This window comes from Roseobacter sp. HKCCD7870 (assembly GCF_037830315.1).
GTDB lineage: Bacteria > Pseudomonadota > Alphaproteobacteria > Rhodobacterales > Rhodobacteraceae > M30B80.
This window is the reverse complement of record NZ_JBBLYO010000001.1, coordinates 1,181,376-1,197,130: the sequence shown is the minus strand read 5'-3', so window position 1 is coordinate 1,197,130 and position 15,755 is coordinate 1,181,376. Positions and strand designations below refer to the sequence as shown.

General features: G+C 55.5%; 12 protein-coding genes. 5 read left to right on the top strand and 7 right to left on the bottom strand.

Annotation, left to right across the window (positions count from 1 at the left end):
- Positions 1-99 precede the first annotated feature (99 nt).
- Entirely contained in the window at positions 100-852 is a 753-nt protein-coding gene (locus AAC637_RS06030; protein WP_340302740.1) for a sulfite exporter TauE/SafE family protein, read from the bottom strand.
- A gap of 182 nt (positions 853-1,034) precedes the next feature.
- On the opposite strand from AAC637_RS06030, the gene mdh reads away from it, so the two are divergent.
- The 5 genes from mdh (at position 1,035) to odhB (ending at position 8,855) form a co-directional block, all read left to right on the top strand.
- The gene (gene mdh / locus AAC637_RS06025; RefSeq protein WP_340302739.1) at positions 1,035-1,997 is read left to right on the top strand and encodes a malate dehydrogenase; all 963 of its coding nucleotides are present in this window, start codon (positions 1,035-1,037) and stop codon (positions 1,995-1,997) included.
- A gap of 277 nt (positions 1,998-2,274) precedes the next feature.
- Positions 2,275-3,468 carry an ADP-forming succinate--CoA ligase subunit beta gene (gene sucC, locus AAC637_RS06020; protein ID WP_340302738.1) on the top strand — a complete coding sequence of 398 codons (1,194 nt, stop codon included), beginning with the start codon at positions 2,275-2,277 and terminating at the stop codon, positions 3,466-3,468.
- Positions 3,469-3,472: 4 nt separating this feature from the next.
- Complete coding sequence (sucD, locus tag AAC637_RS06015; protein ID WP_340302737.1) at positions 3,473-4,354, top strand: succinate--CoA ligase subunit alpha; 882 nt, start codon at positions 3,473-3,475, stop codon at positions 4,352-4,354.
- Between the two features lie 62 nt (positions 4,355-4,416).
- Positions 4,417-7,377, top strand: coding sequence for a 2-oxoglutarate dehydrogenase E1 component (locus AAC637_RS06010; RefSeq protein WP_340302736.1), 2,961 nt, complete (start codon positions 4,417-4,419; stop codon positions 7,375-7,377).
- A 5-nt stretch (positions 7,378-7,382) separates the two neighbouring features.
- The gene (gene odhB / locus AAC637_RS06005) at positions 7,383-8,855 is read left to right on the top strand and encodes a 2-oxoglutarate dehydrogenase complex dihydrolipoyllysine-residue succinyltransferase (protein WP_340302735.1); all 1,473 of its coding nucleotides are present in this window, start codon (positions 7,383-7,385) and stop codon (positions 8,853-8,855) included.
- 74 nt (positions 8,856-8,929) lie between these two features.
- Here odhB and AAC637_RS06000 read toward each other — a convergent pair whose 3' ends face one another.
- The 6 genes from AAC637_RS06000 to AAC637_RS05975 form a co-directional block, all read right to left on the bottom strand.
- Positions 8,930-9,871, bottom strand: a complete 942-nt coding sequence (locus AAC637_RS06000; protein WP_340302734.1) for a 2-hydroxyacid dehydrogenase — start codon at positions 9,869-9,871, stop codon at positions 8,930-8,932.
- A gap of 74 nt (positions 9,872-9,945) precedes the next feature.
- Positions 9,946-11,085 carry a rod shape-determining protein RodA gene (gene rodA, locus AAC637_RS05995; protein WP_340252593.1) on the bottom strand — a complete coding sequence of 380 codons (1,140 nt, stop codon included), beginning with the start codon at positions 11,083-11,085 and terminating at the stop codon, positions 9,946-9,948.
- Positions 11,082-13,049, bottom strand: coding sequence for a penicillin-binding protein 2 (gene mrdA, locus AAC637_RS05990; RefSeq protein ID WP_340302733.1), 1,968 nt, complete (start codon positions 13,047-13,049; stop codon positions 11,082-11,084). Before mrdA ends, rodA begins: the two co-directional genes overlap by 4 nt.
- Before the next feature lie 2 nt (positions 13,050-13,051).
- Positions 13,052-13,579 carry a rod shape-determining protein MreD gene (locus tag AAC637_RS05985; protein WP_340302732.1) on the bottom strand — a complete coding sequence of 176 codons (528 nt, stop codon included), beginning with the start codon at positions 13,577-13,579 and terminating at the stop codon, positions 13,052-13,054.
- Entirely contained in the window at positions 13,576-14,523 is a 948-nt protein-coding gene (gene mreC, locus AAC637_RS05980; protein ID WP_340302731.1) for a rod shape-determining protein MreC, read from the bottom strand. The genes AAC637_RS05985 and mreC overlap by 4 nt, the downstream gene beginning before the upstream one ends.
- 61 nt (positions 14,524-14,584) lie before the next feature.
- Positions 14,585-15,649 carry a rod shape-determining protein gene (locus tag AAC637_RS05975; protein ID WP_445322713.1) on the bottom strand — a complete coding sequence of 355 codons (1,065 nt, stop codon included), beginning with the start codon at positions 15,647-15,649 and terminating at the stop codon, positions 14,585-14,587.
- Positions 15,650-15,755 lie beyond the last annotated feature (106 nt).

The window sequence follows — 15,755 nt, the reverse complement described above, 5'->3', positions numbered from 1 at the left end:
ATTGATTCTGCGTTGCAGCATAGAAAGCAGGATGGGCGTGCGACCGCAAGTTACGTTTTGACGCATCTATAAGAAATTTTATTTCGCATGCCTTGCTGGTCAGAATAGCCCATCGTAAATTAACTTCACGCCTGTCAGCACCAATGCGACATAGGTGATGCCGAAAAATAGCCGCTCTGGGATGGCGTGATGGGCCTTAACACCCACCCATGTGCCGATAATGGCAACAGGGGCAAGCAGCGCCACATCGCCCATCAAGTCCCATGAGAAGAGGCCAAGATAGGCGTAGCTTGCGAATTTCATCAGGTTTATTGCCCAAAACACAATAACCGTGGTCGCTTGGTATAATGTCTTTCCCACATTACGTTGCGACAGCATAAACACCGCTACCGCAGGCCCGCCTGCGTGGGAAATAAAGCTTGTGAAGCCTGCTGCGATGCCCGCGATGATGCCATCCCGACTTGAGAAATCGCGCGGTTGCGGGGAAATCCACCCCCGCGCGCGCGCCAGTTGAAATAGGGGAAAGAGCAATGCAATCGCCCCAATCATGAGGCGCAGCGCATCAGCTGAGATGATTTTGAACAGTAAGATCCCAGCGATACAGCCAAAGACAGACCCAATCACAAGCACCCGGGTTGAGGGGCCATCCCATTGCTTCCAATAGGGTTTGAGGGCTGAGAAATCCATGATGATCAGAAGGGGCAGCATAAGGGCCAAGGCGTGGGTTGGCTCCAGCACGACAGCGAGAATCGCTGACGAAACAAACCCAATGCCAGACCCAAATCCGCCCTTTGACATGCCTGCTACAAAGACCGCAAATGCCGCCAGCAGCCATAGCCATCCCTCTAGCATTTTGTCCTCTTTGTTCGCTGAATTATGACCAAAATACAGTGTTTTGAGTGAAGGGGAACCCCCGATGCTCGGGCCGCATATGGTGCGTCATGCGCTTTGTGCCGCAGCGCAGAGACTTGCAACGAGGCAGGGGCGGATGTAGGGGTCGCTTCAGTTTCAACACGGATCCGGAGACATTTCTCATGGCCAGACCTAAGATTGCACTGATCGGCGCAGGACAGATTGGCGGCACGCTTGCCCATCTCGCGGCGCTAAAAGAATTGGGCGACGTTGTCCTTTTTGATATCGCCGAGGGCACCCCACAGGGCAAAGCCCTTGATATCGCCGAATCTGGGCCTTCTGAAAAATTCGATGCCAAGCTCAAGGGCACGAATGATTACGCCGATATCGCGGGCTCTGATGTGTGCATTGTGACTGCAGGTGTTCCTCGTAAGCCTGGCATGAGCCGCGATGATCTCTTGGGGATCAACCTCAAAGTCATGAAATCTGTTGGCGAAGGCATTCGCGATCATGCGCCCAATGCCTTTGTGATCTGTATCACCAACCCATTGGACGCGATGGTTTGGGCCTTGCGCGAATTTTCTGGCCTGCCGCATGAAAAGGTTTGCGGCATGGCAGGCGTTTTGGACAGCGCGCGCTTCCGCCATTTCTTGGCGGAAGAGTTTGATGTGTCCATGAAAGACGTGACAGCGTTTGTTTTGGGCGGCCATGGTGACACGATGGTGCCTTCTGTGCGCTACTCAACAGTTGCAGGTGTCCCTTTGCCTGACCTGATTGAAATGGGTTGGACAACGAAGGATCGCTTGGATGCCATCGTGCAGCGCACCCGTGATGGTGGGGCTGAAATCGTGGGTCTTTTGAAAACGGGCTCTGCATTCTATGCGCCTGCGACATCCGCGATTGAGATGGCCGAAGCCTACCTCAAAGACCAGAAGCGTGTTTTGCCATGCGCGGCCTATTGTGATGGCCAGTTTGGCCTGAAAGGCATGTATGTTGGTGTTCCCACAGTCATCGGTGCAGGCGGTGTTGAGCGCATTGTTGAGATCAAGCTGACCAAAGATGAGCAAGCGATGTTCGACAATTCTGTCGCTGCCGTGAAGGGTCTTGTGGATGCTTGTAAAGGCATCGATGAGAGCCTCGCTTGATCTAAGTGGAGAATTCCAAAGCTTATCTAAAAGGCGGCGCTTTGCGCCGCCTTTTTTGGTTTTGATGAATGGTGAGTCGGCAAAGTTAATACACTCTTAAGGCGAGTAGGCCGCAGCCCTGCCTTGGAAACCCATTTGTGATCACGCTTATTTTTTCTGTGATCACAAATGTCGAATTTTGCGCTTAAAACTAAGCTGTTGGGCAGATTGCCGTTTATTTTATGCAGCGGGATGTGCTTACACGCCGTGAAACGACAGCAACACACGGGACAGTTTCATGAACATTCATGAATATCAGGCGAAAGCCTTGCTTCGCCAATACGGCGCACCGGTCAGTGATGGCCGCGTTGTTCTAAAAGCCGAAGAGGCCAAAACCGCAGCGGGCGAATTGGATGGCCCGCTTTGGGTGGTCAAGGCGCAGATCCACGCAGGCGGTCGCGGCAAGGGTAAGTTCAAAGAATCCGATGCGGGCGAAAAAGGCGGCGTACGCCTTGCCAAGTCGGTCGAAGAGGCCGCAGCCGAAGCCAAAAAGATGTTGGGCCGCACCCTTGTGACCCATCAAACTGGCCCAGTCGGCAAAGTTGTGAACCGCATCTATATCGAAGATGGGTCGGGCATTGAGCGCGAGCTTTACCTCGCCCTTTTGGTGGATCGCCAATCGAGCCGTATCTCCTTCGTCTGCTCCACTGAGGGCGGCATGGATATCGAAGATGTGGCCGCAAAGACACCAGAGAAAATCCTGTCTTTCGCTGTTGATCCTGCCACTGGATACCAAGCCTTCCACGGGCGCCGCATTGCCTTTGCGCTTGGCCTTGAAGGCAAGCAGGTCAAAGAATGCGTAAGCCTGATGGGCATCCTCTATAAGGCCTTCGTTGAGAAGGATATGGAGATGTTGGAAATCAACCCGCTGATCGTGACGGACGAGGGCAGCCTCAAGGTGCTAGACGCGAAAGTTGGTTTTGATGGCAACGCCATTTATCGCCATGCAGATATTGCTGCGCTGCGTGATGAGACCGAAGAAGACGCCAAAGAATTGGCCGCGTACAAATTTGACCTGAACTACATCGCGCTTGATGGCGAGATTGGCTGTATGGTCAACGGCGCGGGTCTTGCAATGGCCACGATGGATATCATCAAGCTCTATGGCGCTGAGCCCGCGAACTTCCTTGATGTGGGCGGCGGTGCAACCAAGGAAAAGGTGACCGAGGCGTTCAAAATCATCACCTCTGACCCCAACGTAAAAGGTATTCTTGTGAATATCTTTGGCGGCATTATGCGCTGCGACATCATCGCCGAAGGCGTTGTGGCCGCAGTGAAAGAGGTGGGTCTGCAGGTGCCACTGGTCGTGCGCCTTGAAGGCACAAACGTGGAGAAGGGCAAGGAGATCATCAACACTTCTGGCCTCAATGTGATCGCGGCTGACAATCTGTCGGACGCGGCCCAGAAAATCGTTAAAGCGGTGAAAGGCTGAGCTTATGGCTGTTCTTGTCGATGAAAATACAAAAGTCATTTGTCAGGGTTTCACGGGAAGCCAAGGCACGTTCCACTCTGAACAGGCGATTGCTTACGGCACAAAAATGGTTGGTGGTGTGACCCCTGGTAAAGGCGGTCAGACCCATCTTAACCTGCCCGTTTTTGACAGCGTGCATGAGGCGAAAGCCAAGACCGAAGCAAACGCATCGGTGATTTATGTGCCACCGCCCTTTGCGGCTGATTCCATCCTTGAGGCGATTGATGCCGAGATGGAATTGATCATCTGCATCACCGAAGGCATCCCTGTGCTGGATATGATGAAGGTCAAGCGTGCTTTGGAGAATTCATCCTCCAAGTTGATCGGGCCAAACTGCCCCGGTGTGATTACACCTGACGCCTGCAAAATCGGCATCATGCCGGGTCATATCCATCGCCGTGGGTCGGTTGGTGTGGTGTCGCGCTCTGGCACCTTGACCTATGAGGCGGTGAAGCAAACCACAGATGTAGGTCTGGGTCAGTCCACTTGTGTCGGCATCGGGGGTGACCCCATCAAAGGCACCGAACACTTGGATGTGTTGGAATGGTTCTTGGCGGACGATGAAACCCAGTCGATTATCATGATCGGTGAAATCGGTGGTTCCGCGGAAGAAGAAGCGGCGCAATTCCTCAAAGACGAAGCCAAGCGTGGCCGCAAGAAGCCTGTTGCGGGCTTTATTGCAGGGCGCACGGCCCCTCAAGGCCGCCGTATGGGTCATGCTGGCGCAATTGTTGCCGGCGGCAAAGGTGGCGCAGAAGATAAGATCGAAGCGATGAAATCCGCAGGGATCGTGGTGGCAGACAGCCCCGCAACCCTTGGTGAAGCGGTTCTCAAAGCAATCGGTTAAACACAGTTGCCTCGCGCGCTCAATTTGATCGTGCGGGGCTATTCCATTTCTCAGGTGCGGTCATGACTGAACAAAGCCCGAATGATATCTTCCACGCCTCTAGCTTTATGCAGGGGCATAATGCCGAATATCTCGAACAGCTTTACGCGCGCTATGCGCAAGACCCAAATTCGGTCGAAGAAAGTTGGCGGACGTTTTTTGCTTCGCTTGGCGATGCACCGGCTGACGCAAAGGCCGAGGCCGCAGGCCCCTCTTGGGCGCGTGGTGACTGGCCGCTGCAGCCTGCCGATGATTTGACCCATGCGCTCACGGGCGAGTGGCCTGCCGCAGCGGTCGAAGTCAAAGGCGCCGAAAAGAAAATCCGCGAAAAGGCGGCAGATGCAGGCATCGAGTTGACGGATGCACAGGTGCAGCGCGCAGTTTTGGACAGTATCCGCGCGCTTATGATCATCCGCGCCTATCGTATCCGTGGTCATTTGATTGCCGATATCGACCCGCTTGGCATGCGTGACCAGACCCCCCACCCAGAACTTGATCCGCGCAGCTATGGTTTCACCGATGCGGATATGGATCGTCCGATTTTCATCGACAATGTTTTGGGCCTGCAAATGGCCTCAATGCGCCAGATCATGGAGATCGTGAAGCGCACCTATTGTGGCACATTCGCGCTGCAATATATGCACATCTCCGATCCTGAGCAGTCCAGTTGGCTCAAAGAGCGGATTGAGGGTTATGGCAAAGAGATCGCCTTTACCCGAGAAGGCCGTAAGGCCATCTTGAACAAATTGGTCGAGGCCGAAGGTTTTGAGAAATTCCTCCATGTGAAATATATGGGCACAAAGCGTTTCGGCCTTGATGGTGGCGAGGCGTTGATCCCCGCGATGGAGCAAATCATCAAACGCGGTGGCGCACTTGGCGTGAAAGAAATCGTGATTGGCATGCCCCACCGTGGGCGCCTCAGCGTTTTGGCCAATGTGATGGGCAAACCTTACCGCGCGATTTTCAACGAATTCCAAGGCGGCAGCTTTAAGCCTGAAGATGTCGATGGATCAGGGGATGTGAAATATCACTTGGGCGCGTCTTCGGATCGCACTTTTGATGATAACACTGTCCACCTTTCCTTGACCGCGAACCCAAGCCACCTTGAGGCGGTTAACCCCGTTGTTCTGGGCAAAGTGCGCGCCAAGCAAGATCAATTGGGCGACACAGAACGTCACCAAGTTTTGGGTATCCTTTTGCATGGTGATGCGGCCTTTGCGGGGCAGGGTGTGGTTGCAGAAGGCTTGGGGCTTTCGGGCCTGCGCGGTCACCGGACGGGTGGCACAATCCATATCGTGGTGAATAACCAAATCGGCTTCACCACTGCGCCCCATTTCAGCCGTTCCTCGCCCTATCCGACAGATATTGCTTTGATGGTTGAGGCGCCGATTTTCCATGTCAACGGGGACGATCCCGAAGCCGTTGTTCATGCTGCAAAAGTTGCTACGGAATTCCGTCAGAAATTCGGCAAAGATGTTGTGATTGATATCTTCTGCTATCGCCGCTTTGGTCACAACGAAGGCGATGAGCCGATGTTCACCAACCCGATGATGTATAACCGCATCAAGAAGCACAAAACGACCTTGCAGCTCTATACCGAGCGTTTGGTGCAAGACGGGCTGATCCCCGAAGGTGAAATCGAAGATATGAAGGCGGCCTTCCAAGCCCGTCTGAATGACGAGTTTGAGGCAGGTAAGGAATATAAGCCCAACAAAGCGGATTGGCTTGATGGCCGTTGGAGCCATCTCAATCGTGAGGGCGAGGATTACCAGCGCGGTGAGACGGCAATTAAGCCCAAGACGATGAAAGAGATCGGCAAGGCCTTGGTGACCGCGCCCCAGAACTTCGTGCTGCACAAGACCGTGGCGCGTCTTTTGGAAACGAAACAAGAGATGTTCGACACGGGCCAAGGGTTTGATTGGGCCACTGCCGAGGCTTTGGCCTTTGGCAGCTTGCTGACCGAAGGATATCCAGTTCGCCTTGCAGGCCAAGACAGCACCCGTGGCACATTCAGCCAGCGCCATTCGGGCCTGATCCATCAGGAGAGCGAGGAACGCTATTATCCTCTCAATAACATTCGTGAGGGCCAAGCGCGCTACGAGGTCATCGACTCGATGCTGTCCGAATATGCGGTGCTTGGCTTTGAATATGGCTACAGCCTTGCGGAACCGAATGCCTTGGTCATGTGGGAAGCGCAATTTGGCGATTTCGCCAATGGCGCGCAAATCATGTTTGACCAATTCATCTCATCGGGCGAAAGCAAATGGTTGCGGATGTCTGGATTGGTGATGCTGTTGCCGCACGGGTTTGAGGGCCAAGGCCCCGAACATTCCTCCGCGCGTCTTGAGCGGTTCTTGCAAATGTGCGGTCAAGACAACTGGATTGTGGCCAATTGCACCACACCCGCCAATTATTTCCATATCTTGCGCCGCCAGATCCATCGCAGCTTCCGTAAGCCATTGGTTCTGATGACGCCGAAATCCCTTTTGCGGCATAAAAAGGCCGTCTCATGGGCGGAGGAGTTCACAACAGGGTCTTCCTTCCACCGTGTGCTGTGGGATGATGCCCAATATGGTAATTCGGATCTCAAGCTGAAATCAGACGACAAAATCCGCCGTGTCGTGATCAGTTCAGGCAAGGTTTATTATGACCTGCTTGAAGAGCGCGATGCGCGTGGTCTGGATGATGTCTATCTCTTGCGTCTTGAACAGTTCTACCCATTCCCTGCGATGTCGCTAATGAAGGAATTGGAGCGCTTTAAGACCGCAGAGATTGTCTGGTGTCAGGAAGAGCCGAAAAACCAAGGGGCTTGGACATTCGTTGAACCAAATCTTGAATGGGTTCTGACACGGATTGGGGCAACCCATAGTCGCGCCACTTATGCAGGCCGCGCCGCTTCGGCTTCGCCTGCGACTGGCCTAGCCTCACAACATAAAGCACAGCAAACCGCGCTCATCAACGAAGCGCTGACGATCGAAGGGTAAAGACAATGGCGACAGAAGTCCGCGTGCCCACTTTGGGCGAATCCGTGACCGAGGCCACCGTGGCAACTTGGTTCAAAAAACCAGGGGATACAGTCGCGCAGGATGAGATGCTGTGCGAATTGGAAACCGATAAAGTGACCGTTGAGGTTCCTGCCCCCGCCGCAGGCACATTGGGCGAGATCGTTGCGGGCGAGGGCGAGACGGTTGGCGTTGATGCCTTGCTCGCCACAATTGCGGCCTCGGGTGCAGGCACCACTGCTGCGGCCCCTGCCGCAAAGCCAGCGGCCGCTGCGTCTTCGGGTGCATCGCTCGATATTATGGTTCCCGCGTTGGGCGAGTCTGTGACCGAAGCCACCATCGCCACATGGTTCAAACAGATCGGCGATACGGTCGCGCAAGACGAGATGCTGTGTGAATTAGAAACGGACAAAGTGTCGGTCGAGGTTCCCGCCCCCGCTGCAGGTGTTTTGGCGCGCATTGATGCGGCCGAAGGTGCGACCGTAAATGCAGGCGGGCAGCTTGGTGTCATTTCCACCGATGGCGCGGCTGTCGCCGCCCCTGCCGCTGCACCGACAAGCAGCGGTCGGGATGTAGAAGATGCCCCATCAGCCAAAAAGCTGATGGCGGAAAAAGGCATTGACCCCGCGGCTGTTCAAGGCTCGGGCAAGGATGGACGCATCATGAAAGAAGATGTTTTGAAGGCCGCAATTGCCCCCGCTGCAGCGCCTGCTGCTGCCCCTGCCGCCGCCCCGCGTGCGCCTGTGGCCGCCGAGGATGCTGCCCGTGAAGAACGGGTCAAAATGACCCGTCTGCGCCAGACGATTGCAAAGCGTCTGAAGGATGCGCAAAACACCGCAGCGATCCTGACCACCTATAACGAGGTGGACATGACCGAGGTGATGGCCTTGCGCAACGCCTATAAAGACGAGTTCGAAAAGAAGCACGGCGCGCGTTTGGGCTTTATGTCCTTCTTCACCAAGGCCTGTATCCACGCCTTGAAAGAGGTGCCTGAGGTGAATGCTGAAATCGATGGCACCGACATCGTCTACAAAAACTTCGTTCATATGGGCATCGCGGCAGGCACGCCGCAGGGTCTGGTTGTGCCAGTGATCCGTAACGCCGATCAGATGTCTTTTGCCGAAATCGAAAAGGCGATTGTCGAAAAGGGCAAGCGCGCGCGTGATGGCAAGCTGTCTATGGCCGAGATGCAGGGCGGCACGTTCACCATTTCGAATGGTGGGGTTTACGGCTCGCTCATGTCCTCGCCCATTTTGAACCCGCCACAATCGGGTATTTTGGGGATGCATAAAATCCAAGACCGCCCCATGGTCATCAATGGCGAGATCAAAATCCGCCCGATGATGTATCTGGCGTTGTCCTATGACCACCGCATTGTCGATGGCAAAGGCGCGGTGACCTTCCTTGTCCGCGTCAAGGATGCACTGGAAGACCCACGCCGTTTGTTGGTGGATCTCTGATCCCCACAAACGACTGAGAACACGATCGCGAAACGCCCCCGTTTTGGCTGCATAGGATGGGGGCTTTTTGCTGCCTAATACCCTGCCGCGCGATCCACCAGATGCAAGAGGGCCTCGCCCGCCTCACCACGGCGGATATTCTCGGCAATGGTTTCCGATGCCGTCTCGGCCCTTGTGGCAGAGGCGATATGCGGGGTTACAGTGACCCGTGGATGGCGCCAATAGGGATGTGAGGCAGGCAGGGGTTCGATGGTGAAAACATCCAAAGTGGCCGCTGCGATCTTGCCTGTATCAAGGGCGGCCAAAAGCGCGGTATCCTCGATCAAACTGCCACGTCCTGGATTGATGATCTTGGCCCCATGGGGCAGGGCGGCGAGGGTGGTTTGATTGATCAGCCCGCGCGTGGCGGCGGTGTCGGGCAGAAGTGTTACCAAAATCTCGGCATGGCGCATTGCATCGAAAAGCCCGTCTTCACCATGATAGCAGGCGATGCCTTCGATTGATTTGGGGCTTCGCGACCAGCCTGCGACATCAAAGCCAATCCGCGCAAGGCTTTGCGCTGCAGCCGCGCCCAATACACCAAGACCCAAGATGGTCGCCTTGCGATCCCGCGCCAAGGGCGGCACCAAATTGGGGCGCCAGACCCCATCTTGCCCTGCAAGGAAATCGTCAATCATGAGGTGATAACGCAGCACATGACCCGTGACGAATTCGAGCATACCTTGCGTTAGGCCATAATCGACCATGCGGGCAAGCGGCATGGTGATTGTTTCATTGCCGACAATATCCTCAACCCCTGCCCAAAGGCTCAGCACTGCCTTTGCGCGGGTGAAGGGGGTAAAATCCTGTAGCCCCGAATTGGGGGCGTAGATGATATAATCCACCTCAGCTGGGTCAGCTTCAGTGGTTAGGCCCGTGGCATCAACCCCTGCCTTCAGCAACGCCTTGCGCAGTGCGGGTTCATATTCCGCCCATTTTTCAGATTTTGCAGCGAAAAGGATGGTGGGGGATGGCATGGCCTGCTCCTGAAATATGAGATGCGATTAGGGCTATCAGAGGGCGCAGGGCGGGAAAACCCGCCAATTTCACTTTAGCGTGGACGATGGATATGGGCCGATTGCACCAAACCAAACGCTGCTAAAAGCACCATCATTGCTGAGCCGCCATAAGAGACGAGCGGCAAAGGCACGCCCACCACGGGGGCCAACCCCATGACCATTGCCATATTGATCGCGAAGTAGAGGAAAAAGGTTGCTGCAATCCCAATGCTAAGCAGCGAGGCAAAGCGATCTTTGGTGGAAAGGGCCGTCCAAATACACAAGGCTACAATCAGTAGATAGATAAACAGGAGGGAGGATGCACCGATAAAGCCAAATTCCTCAGCCAAGGTCGTGAAGATGAAATCGGTGTGTTTTTCGGGCAAAAAGTTTAAGCGGCTTTGCGTGCCTTCCATAAATCCCCGTCCAGAAAACCCGCCCGATCCAAGCGCGATCTGACTTTGGGTGATGTGGTATCCGGCGCCAAGCGGGTCTTGGGTTGGATCGAGGAAGGTGTCGATGCGGCGGAATTGGTAATCTTTGATCAATTGCCATGATGTGCCGCGTGATGCGAACACAGCAAAGACCGCGCCCACGCCCGCCGCAATCAACCCGCCAAAATAGGCCCAGTGAACGCCCGCGGCAAAAACCACCGCGCCACCGCCCAAAAGCAGCAGGAGGGCTGTGCCCAAATCGGGCTGCTTGAGGGTCAAAAACACAGGCACCAAGATCAAGAGCAGGGGCGGCAGGATATAGAGCGGATGCGATTTCTTCGTGGTATCGAGGCGCGCATAATAGGCTGCCAAGACCATCACGATGGTGATTTTCGCCAATTCGGAGGGTTGCAAGCGGAACCCACCAAGGTCAATCCATCGTTGTGCGCCCATACCGACCGTGCCGAAAAACTCGACCACGAGCAGCAACACAAGCGAGAACGCATAGCCCAACCATGACACCATCCGCCAAAAGGCAATTGGGATTAGCGCGATGATGAACATTGCAGCCATGCCGAGCGCGAAACGCTGCACTTGCGGAATGACCCAAGGTCGTGTTGAGCCCCCCGCAACCGAATAAAGCATCATAAACCCGATGCAGGCCACAAGGGTCAGAAGCAACACAAGCGGCCAGTTGAAATACAGAACCTTGCGCCACCCGCTTGGCATCGTATTGATCTGGTAGAGTGAAAAACTCATGCGCGGCTTGTCCCTGTGGTGCCAGATGTTGGGGCATCTGGACTGCCGCGCCGTGGCAAAAGGGTCATGGCGGCGTGACGCTCTTGCACTGCCGCGCGTTGGTTGGCGGGATATGCGTCAAGCGGGGGCAGATCATCAAACATCGCATAAAGCAAAATGTCGCGCGCAAGGGGCGCTGCTGCCGCCGACCCACCGCCGCCATGTTCCACAATCAGGGCAATGGCATAGCGTGGTGCATGGGCGGGGGCATAGCCCACAAAAAGTGCATGATCGCGCCGCTCCCACGGCAGGTCTTCATTGCGGATCACGCCTGCGGCCCGCTCGGCGGCGGTGATATTGCGCACTTGGCTTGTGCCTGTTTTGCCCGCAATCAAATAGTCCTGCAAAACCGTGCGGCTGCCCAAGGCCGTGCCGCGTGCGCCATTTGAGACTTCAAACATCCCATCGCGAATTTTTACCAGATTGGCAGGATTTACATCCAAAGGCGTGATAGCAGGGTAATCAGGTCCTACCCCGTCTACGCTGCGAATAAGACGCGGATTAAGGTTTAGGCCAGAGGCAAGGCGCGCGGTCATTACAGCCAGTTGTAACGGTGAGTTAAGAACAAAGCCCTGACCGATTGACGCGTTGAGCGTGTCGCCCATCACCCATGGCTCGCCACGGTTGGATAATTTCCAATCCATCGTGGGTGCAATGCCCGTGGCCACGCCTGAAAGGGGCACATCATGGCGCACGCCGCAGCCCAGCCTTTCGGCCATGGCGGAAATGGCATCAATGCCAACGCGTTGCGCAAGATCGTAATAATAGACGTCACAGCTTTGCGCGATGCTTTGCACTATATCCATGTGACCATGGCCGCCCCGCTTCCAGCAATGGAAACGCCGATTGCCCAACTGTAGGGATCCCCCACAAAACACAGTGTCGGAGGGATCAATTAACCCTGCCTCTAGCGCGGCCAAGGCCACGACCATTTTATAGGTCGATCCGGGCGGGTAGAGGCCTTGCGTGGCTTTATTGGCCAAGGGGCGGTAGGGGTCGGTGTTCAGCGTTTCCCAGATGGACGATGGGATGCCGCGCACAAAGAGGTTCGGATCATAGGTAGGTGCTGAGGCCAAGGCGAGAATGTCGCCATTTTGGGTGTCGATCACCACCGCGCCCGCGCTTTCGCCCTCAAGCCGCGCTTCGGCATAGTTTTGGAGATAGGCATCAACCGTCAGTTGCACATCCGCACCAGGTTGGGCTTCACTGCGGTCAAGCTCGCGCATCACGCGACCTGCGGCGTTCACCTCGACCCGCTTGCTGCCTGCGCGCCCGCGCAAGACATCCTCAAGCCGCGCTTCGACATTGTAGCGCCCGACTTGGAAATCTGGGATTTGCAGCACGGGATCCGTGTCCCCTGTTGTCTCAAGATAATAGTCCGAGACAGGCCCCACATAGCCCACAACGTGAGAGAAATCTGCCCCAAGCGGGTAATCCCGCGACAATCCCACATCAGGCGTGATCCCTGGAAGTGCGGGGGCATTGACCGAAACCAGAGAGAACTCCTCCCATGATAGACGATCTGCAATGGTGACAGGCACGAAGGGCGGGCGGGACATCATCTCGTCACGTGCGCGATCTAGTTTCGCGCGGTCGATATTCACAATGCGGCTTAAGCGCGACAGCACCAAATCCACATCCCCCGCATCCTCGCGCACCATCGTGATGCGGTAATTGGGCGAGTTGTCTGCCAGAACTGTTCCATGGCGGTCATAGATCACCCCACGCGCAGGGGGCAACAGACGGAGGTTGATCCGATTTTCTTCGGCCAAAAGCCGAAAATCATCAGCCCGCTCAAGTTGCAAATAGCGCATGCGCCCTGCCAGCACGAGGCAGGTGGTGCTCATAAGCCCACCCAAAACCAACGCGCGGCGAGACATTTGCGCGTTATTATCTTGGTTTTTGCGTTTCTGACTGCTGGCCATGGTTAAACATTGTTTGGGTCTGCGGCGGATAGTCTATCCAAACCGAGCAAATATTTCGAGATCACAACCAGCGCGGGGTAGGCTGCGATGGTCACAATCGCGTGCAAGACCACCTCACCAAAGGGGGGCTGATCCGCCAAAAGCAATGTCAAAAGCACCCGCTCGGCCAAAGTAACAGCCAAGATCACGGCGGTTACTGTGCCGACCTCGCTGAGAAATGTCATGTTTTCGATTTGCGGCTGGCGTTTGCGCAGACTTTCGGTGGCTAAGACTATCAGCAGCGCACCCAAGCCGACAGGCGCATGGGTCAAAAAGTCTGAGATCAGGAAAACGATGGCAATAGCCCCAAGCGGGACAACATTGGGATGCCTGAGCAGCCAAGCAAGGGTTAGGCCCATGATCATGTCAGGGCTTGGCAGACTGCCTTTGTCAAAACCTAAGGGCAGGATTTGCCATAGAAGGATGAACAGGCAGAGCGCCAGATAATAAGCCCGATAAATCCATATGCGGAGGGTCAAAGGGTCGGTCATGTGCCATCCCCCTCCGTGTCTTGTGTTGCGGCGGTTTCTGGCACGGGGTCGGCTTCAATCTGATCCTCTGTTTCCCCATTTTCTGGCAAGGGGGGGCCGATCAATGTGTCGCTGTCATTGAGCGGCACAACATCGGGGTTGCGCATGACCCGCAGGAAATTCAGCCGACCAAAATCAGCAGCAAGCCGTGCGCGCAGGTCGCGTTCTGGGTCAACGACCACTTGGCCAACCAACAGCCCCGCAGGGTATAATCCGTCCGCGCCCGATGTCACGATACGATCCCCTGCGGCGATGTCTTCGGGGGTTTCGATGAAATCAATAAGCGGGGCGGCACTGTTGTCGCCTGTCAGGAGGGCCTGCTGCCCTGACGGTTGAATCAATACAGGCACGCGGCTGTTGCTATCGGTCAACAATAAAACGCGCGCTGTGCGTTCCCCAAGGCCCGCGATCCGTCCGACCAAGCCAAGCCCGTCCATGGCGGCCCATCCGTCTTCGGCCCCATCGCGCGCGCCCACGTTCAGCAGAACCGAGCGGCGGAACGGCGATCCGCTATCAGCCAAAACAATCCCTGAAATCCAGGTCAGCGATGGGTCAGGCTGAACGCGGTTCAAATCTAAAAGGCGGGCATTTTCTTGCTCAAGCTGAATCGCCGCCTCGCGCCATGCGCGCATCTGTTGCAACTCGCGGCGCAGCTGTTCGTTCTGTTCGTAGAGGCGCGCGTAGGATTGGAAATCATCGACCATCCGCGCAAGCCCAGTAACGGGTGCCATGGCCCATTCCATGTTTGGAACGATACGATCTACCACAGCGGCGCGGATGCGTTCTGCGCGCGGGTTGTCAATGCGCCACAGCAAAATGAACCCAAAAAGGATGATGATCAGAATGACCACCAAAAGGCGGCGTGTTGGATTGGCGAGATTTTCCTCGTGTCTATCCCGTGCCATATCCGCATAACCTTGTCATCTCGCCTCAGCCTCTCTGCCCTTAGACAGAAGACTGACCCAATCACGACTCGTAATCAATGGCGTGGCGGAGTTGCTTTTCATATTCAAGCGCCTTGCCGGTGCCAAGTGCCACGCAGTTGAGGCTTTCATCCGCAATGGAAATGGCGAGGCCAGTCTGTTCACGCAACGCTAGATCCAATTCGCCCAAGAGCGCGCCGCCGCCTGTCAGCATAACCCCGCGATCTACGATATCGGCCGCCAAATCTGGTGGTGTCGCTTCAAGCGCGCTCATCACCGCCTCGCAAATCTGTTGCACAGGTTCAGACAGCGCCTCTGCCACATGGGCTTGGTTCAGTTCAATCTCTTTTGGAACCCCATTCAAAAGGTCACGACCACGGATTGCCATAACTTGCCCTTTGCCATCACGCGGCATGACTGCCGTGCCGATGGTTGTTTTGATCCGCTCAGCCGTGCTTTCTCCAACAAGCAAATTATGCTGACGGCGCAGATAGGAGATGATCGCCTCATCCATGCGGTCGCCGCCGACCCGAACGGAGCGGGCATAGACCACATCTGCAAGTGACAAGACCGCCACCTCTGTGGTGCCACCGCCAATATCAACAACCATGTTGCCCGTTGGGTCTGTGATGGGCATCCCTGCGCCAATGGCGGCTGCGATGGGTTCTGAGATCAGGCCCGCCTTACGCGCGCCTGCGCCCAACACGGACTGACGAATTGCACGCTTTTCAACGGGGGTGGCCCCGTGCGGCACGCAAACGATAATCTTTGGCTTAGTGAAAGTCGTGCTTTTATGCACTTTGCGAATGAAATGTTTGATCATCTCTTCCGCAACATCAAAATCTGCAATCACCCCGTCCCGCATCGGACGGATCGCCTGAATGGAACCAGGGGTGCGGCCCAGCATCAGCTTAGCATCTTCGCCAAAGGCCAGTGCCTTTTTCAGGCCGTCCTTGACTTGATAAGCCACCACGGAGGGTTCGTTAAGAACAACGCCCTTGCCACGCACATAGACCAGCGTGTTTGCGGTGCCCAAATCAATCGCCATATCGGCAGTGAATAGTCGTCCAAGTCCAAAGGCCATAATGTGGCGATCCCAAATAGTCATCCTACGCAGCCGAGGTTGACCCGTTAGCAGCCGATCAGCCTCTGAACCGCATATAGGCAAAGGCCCATGGTAAGGTAAAGAACAATAAGGGCGTTTTTACCAAACC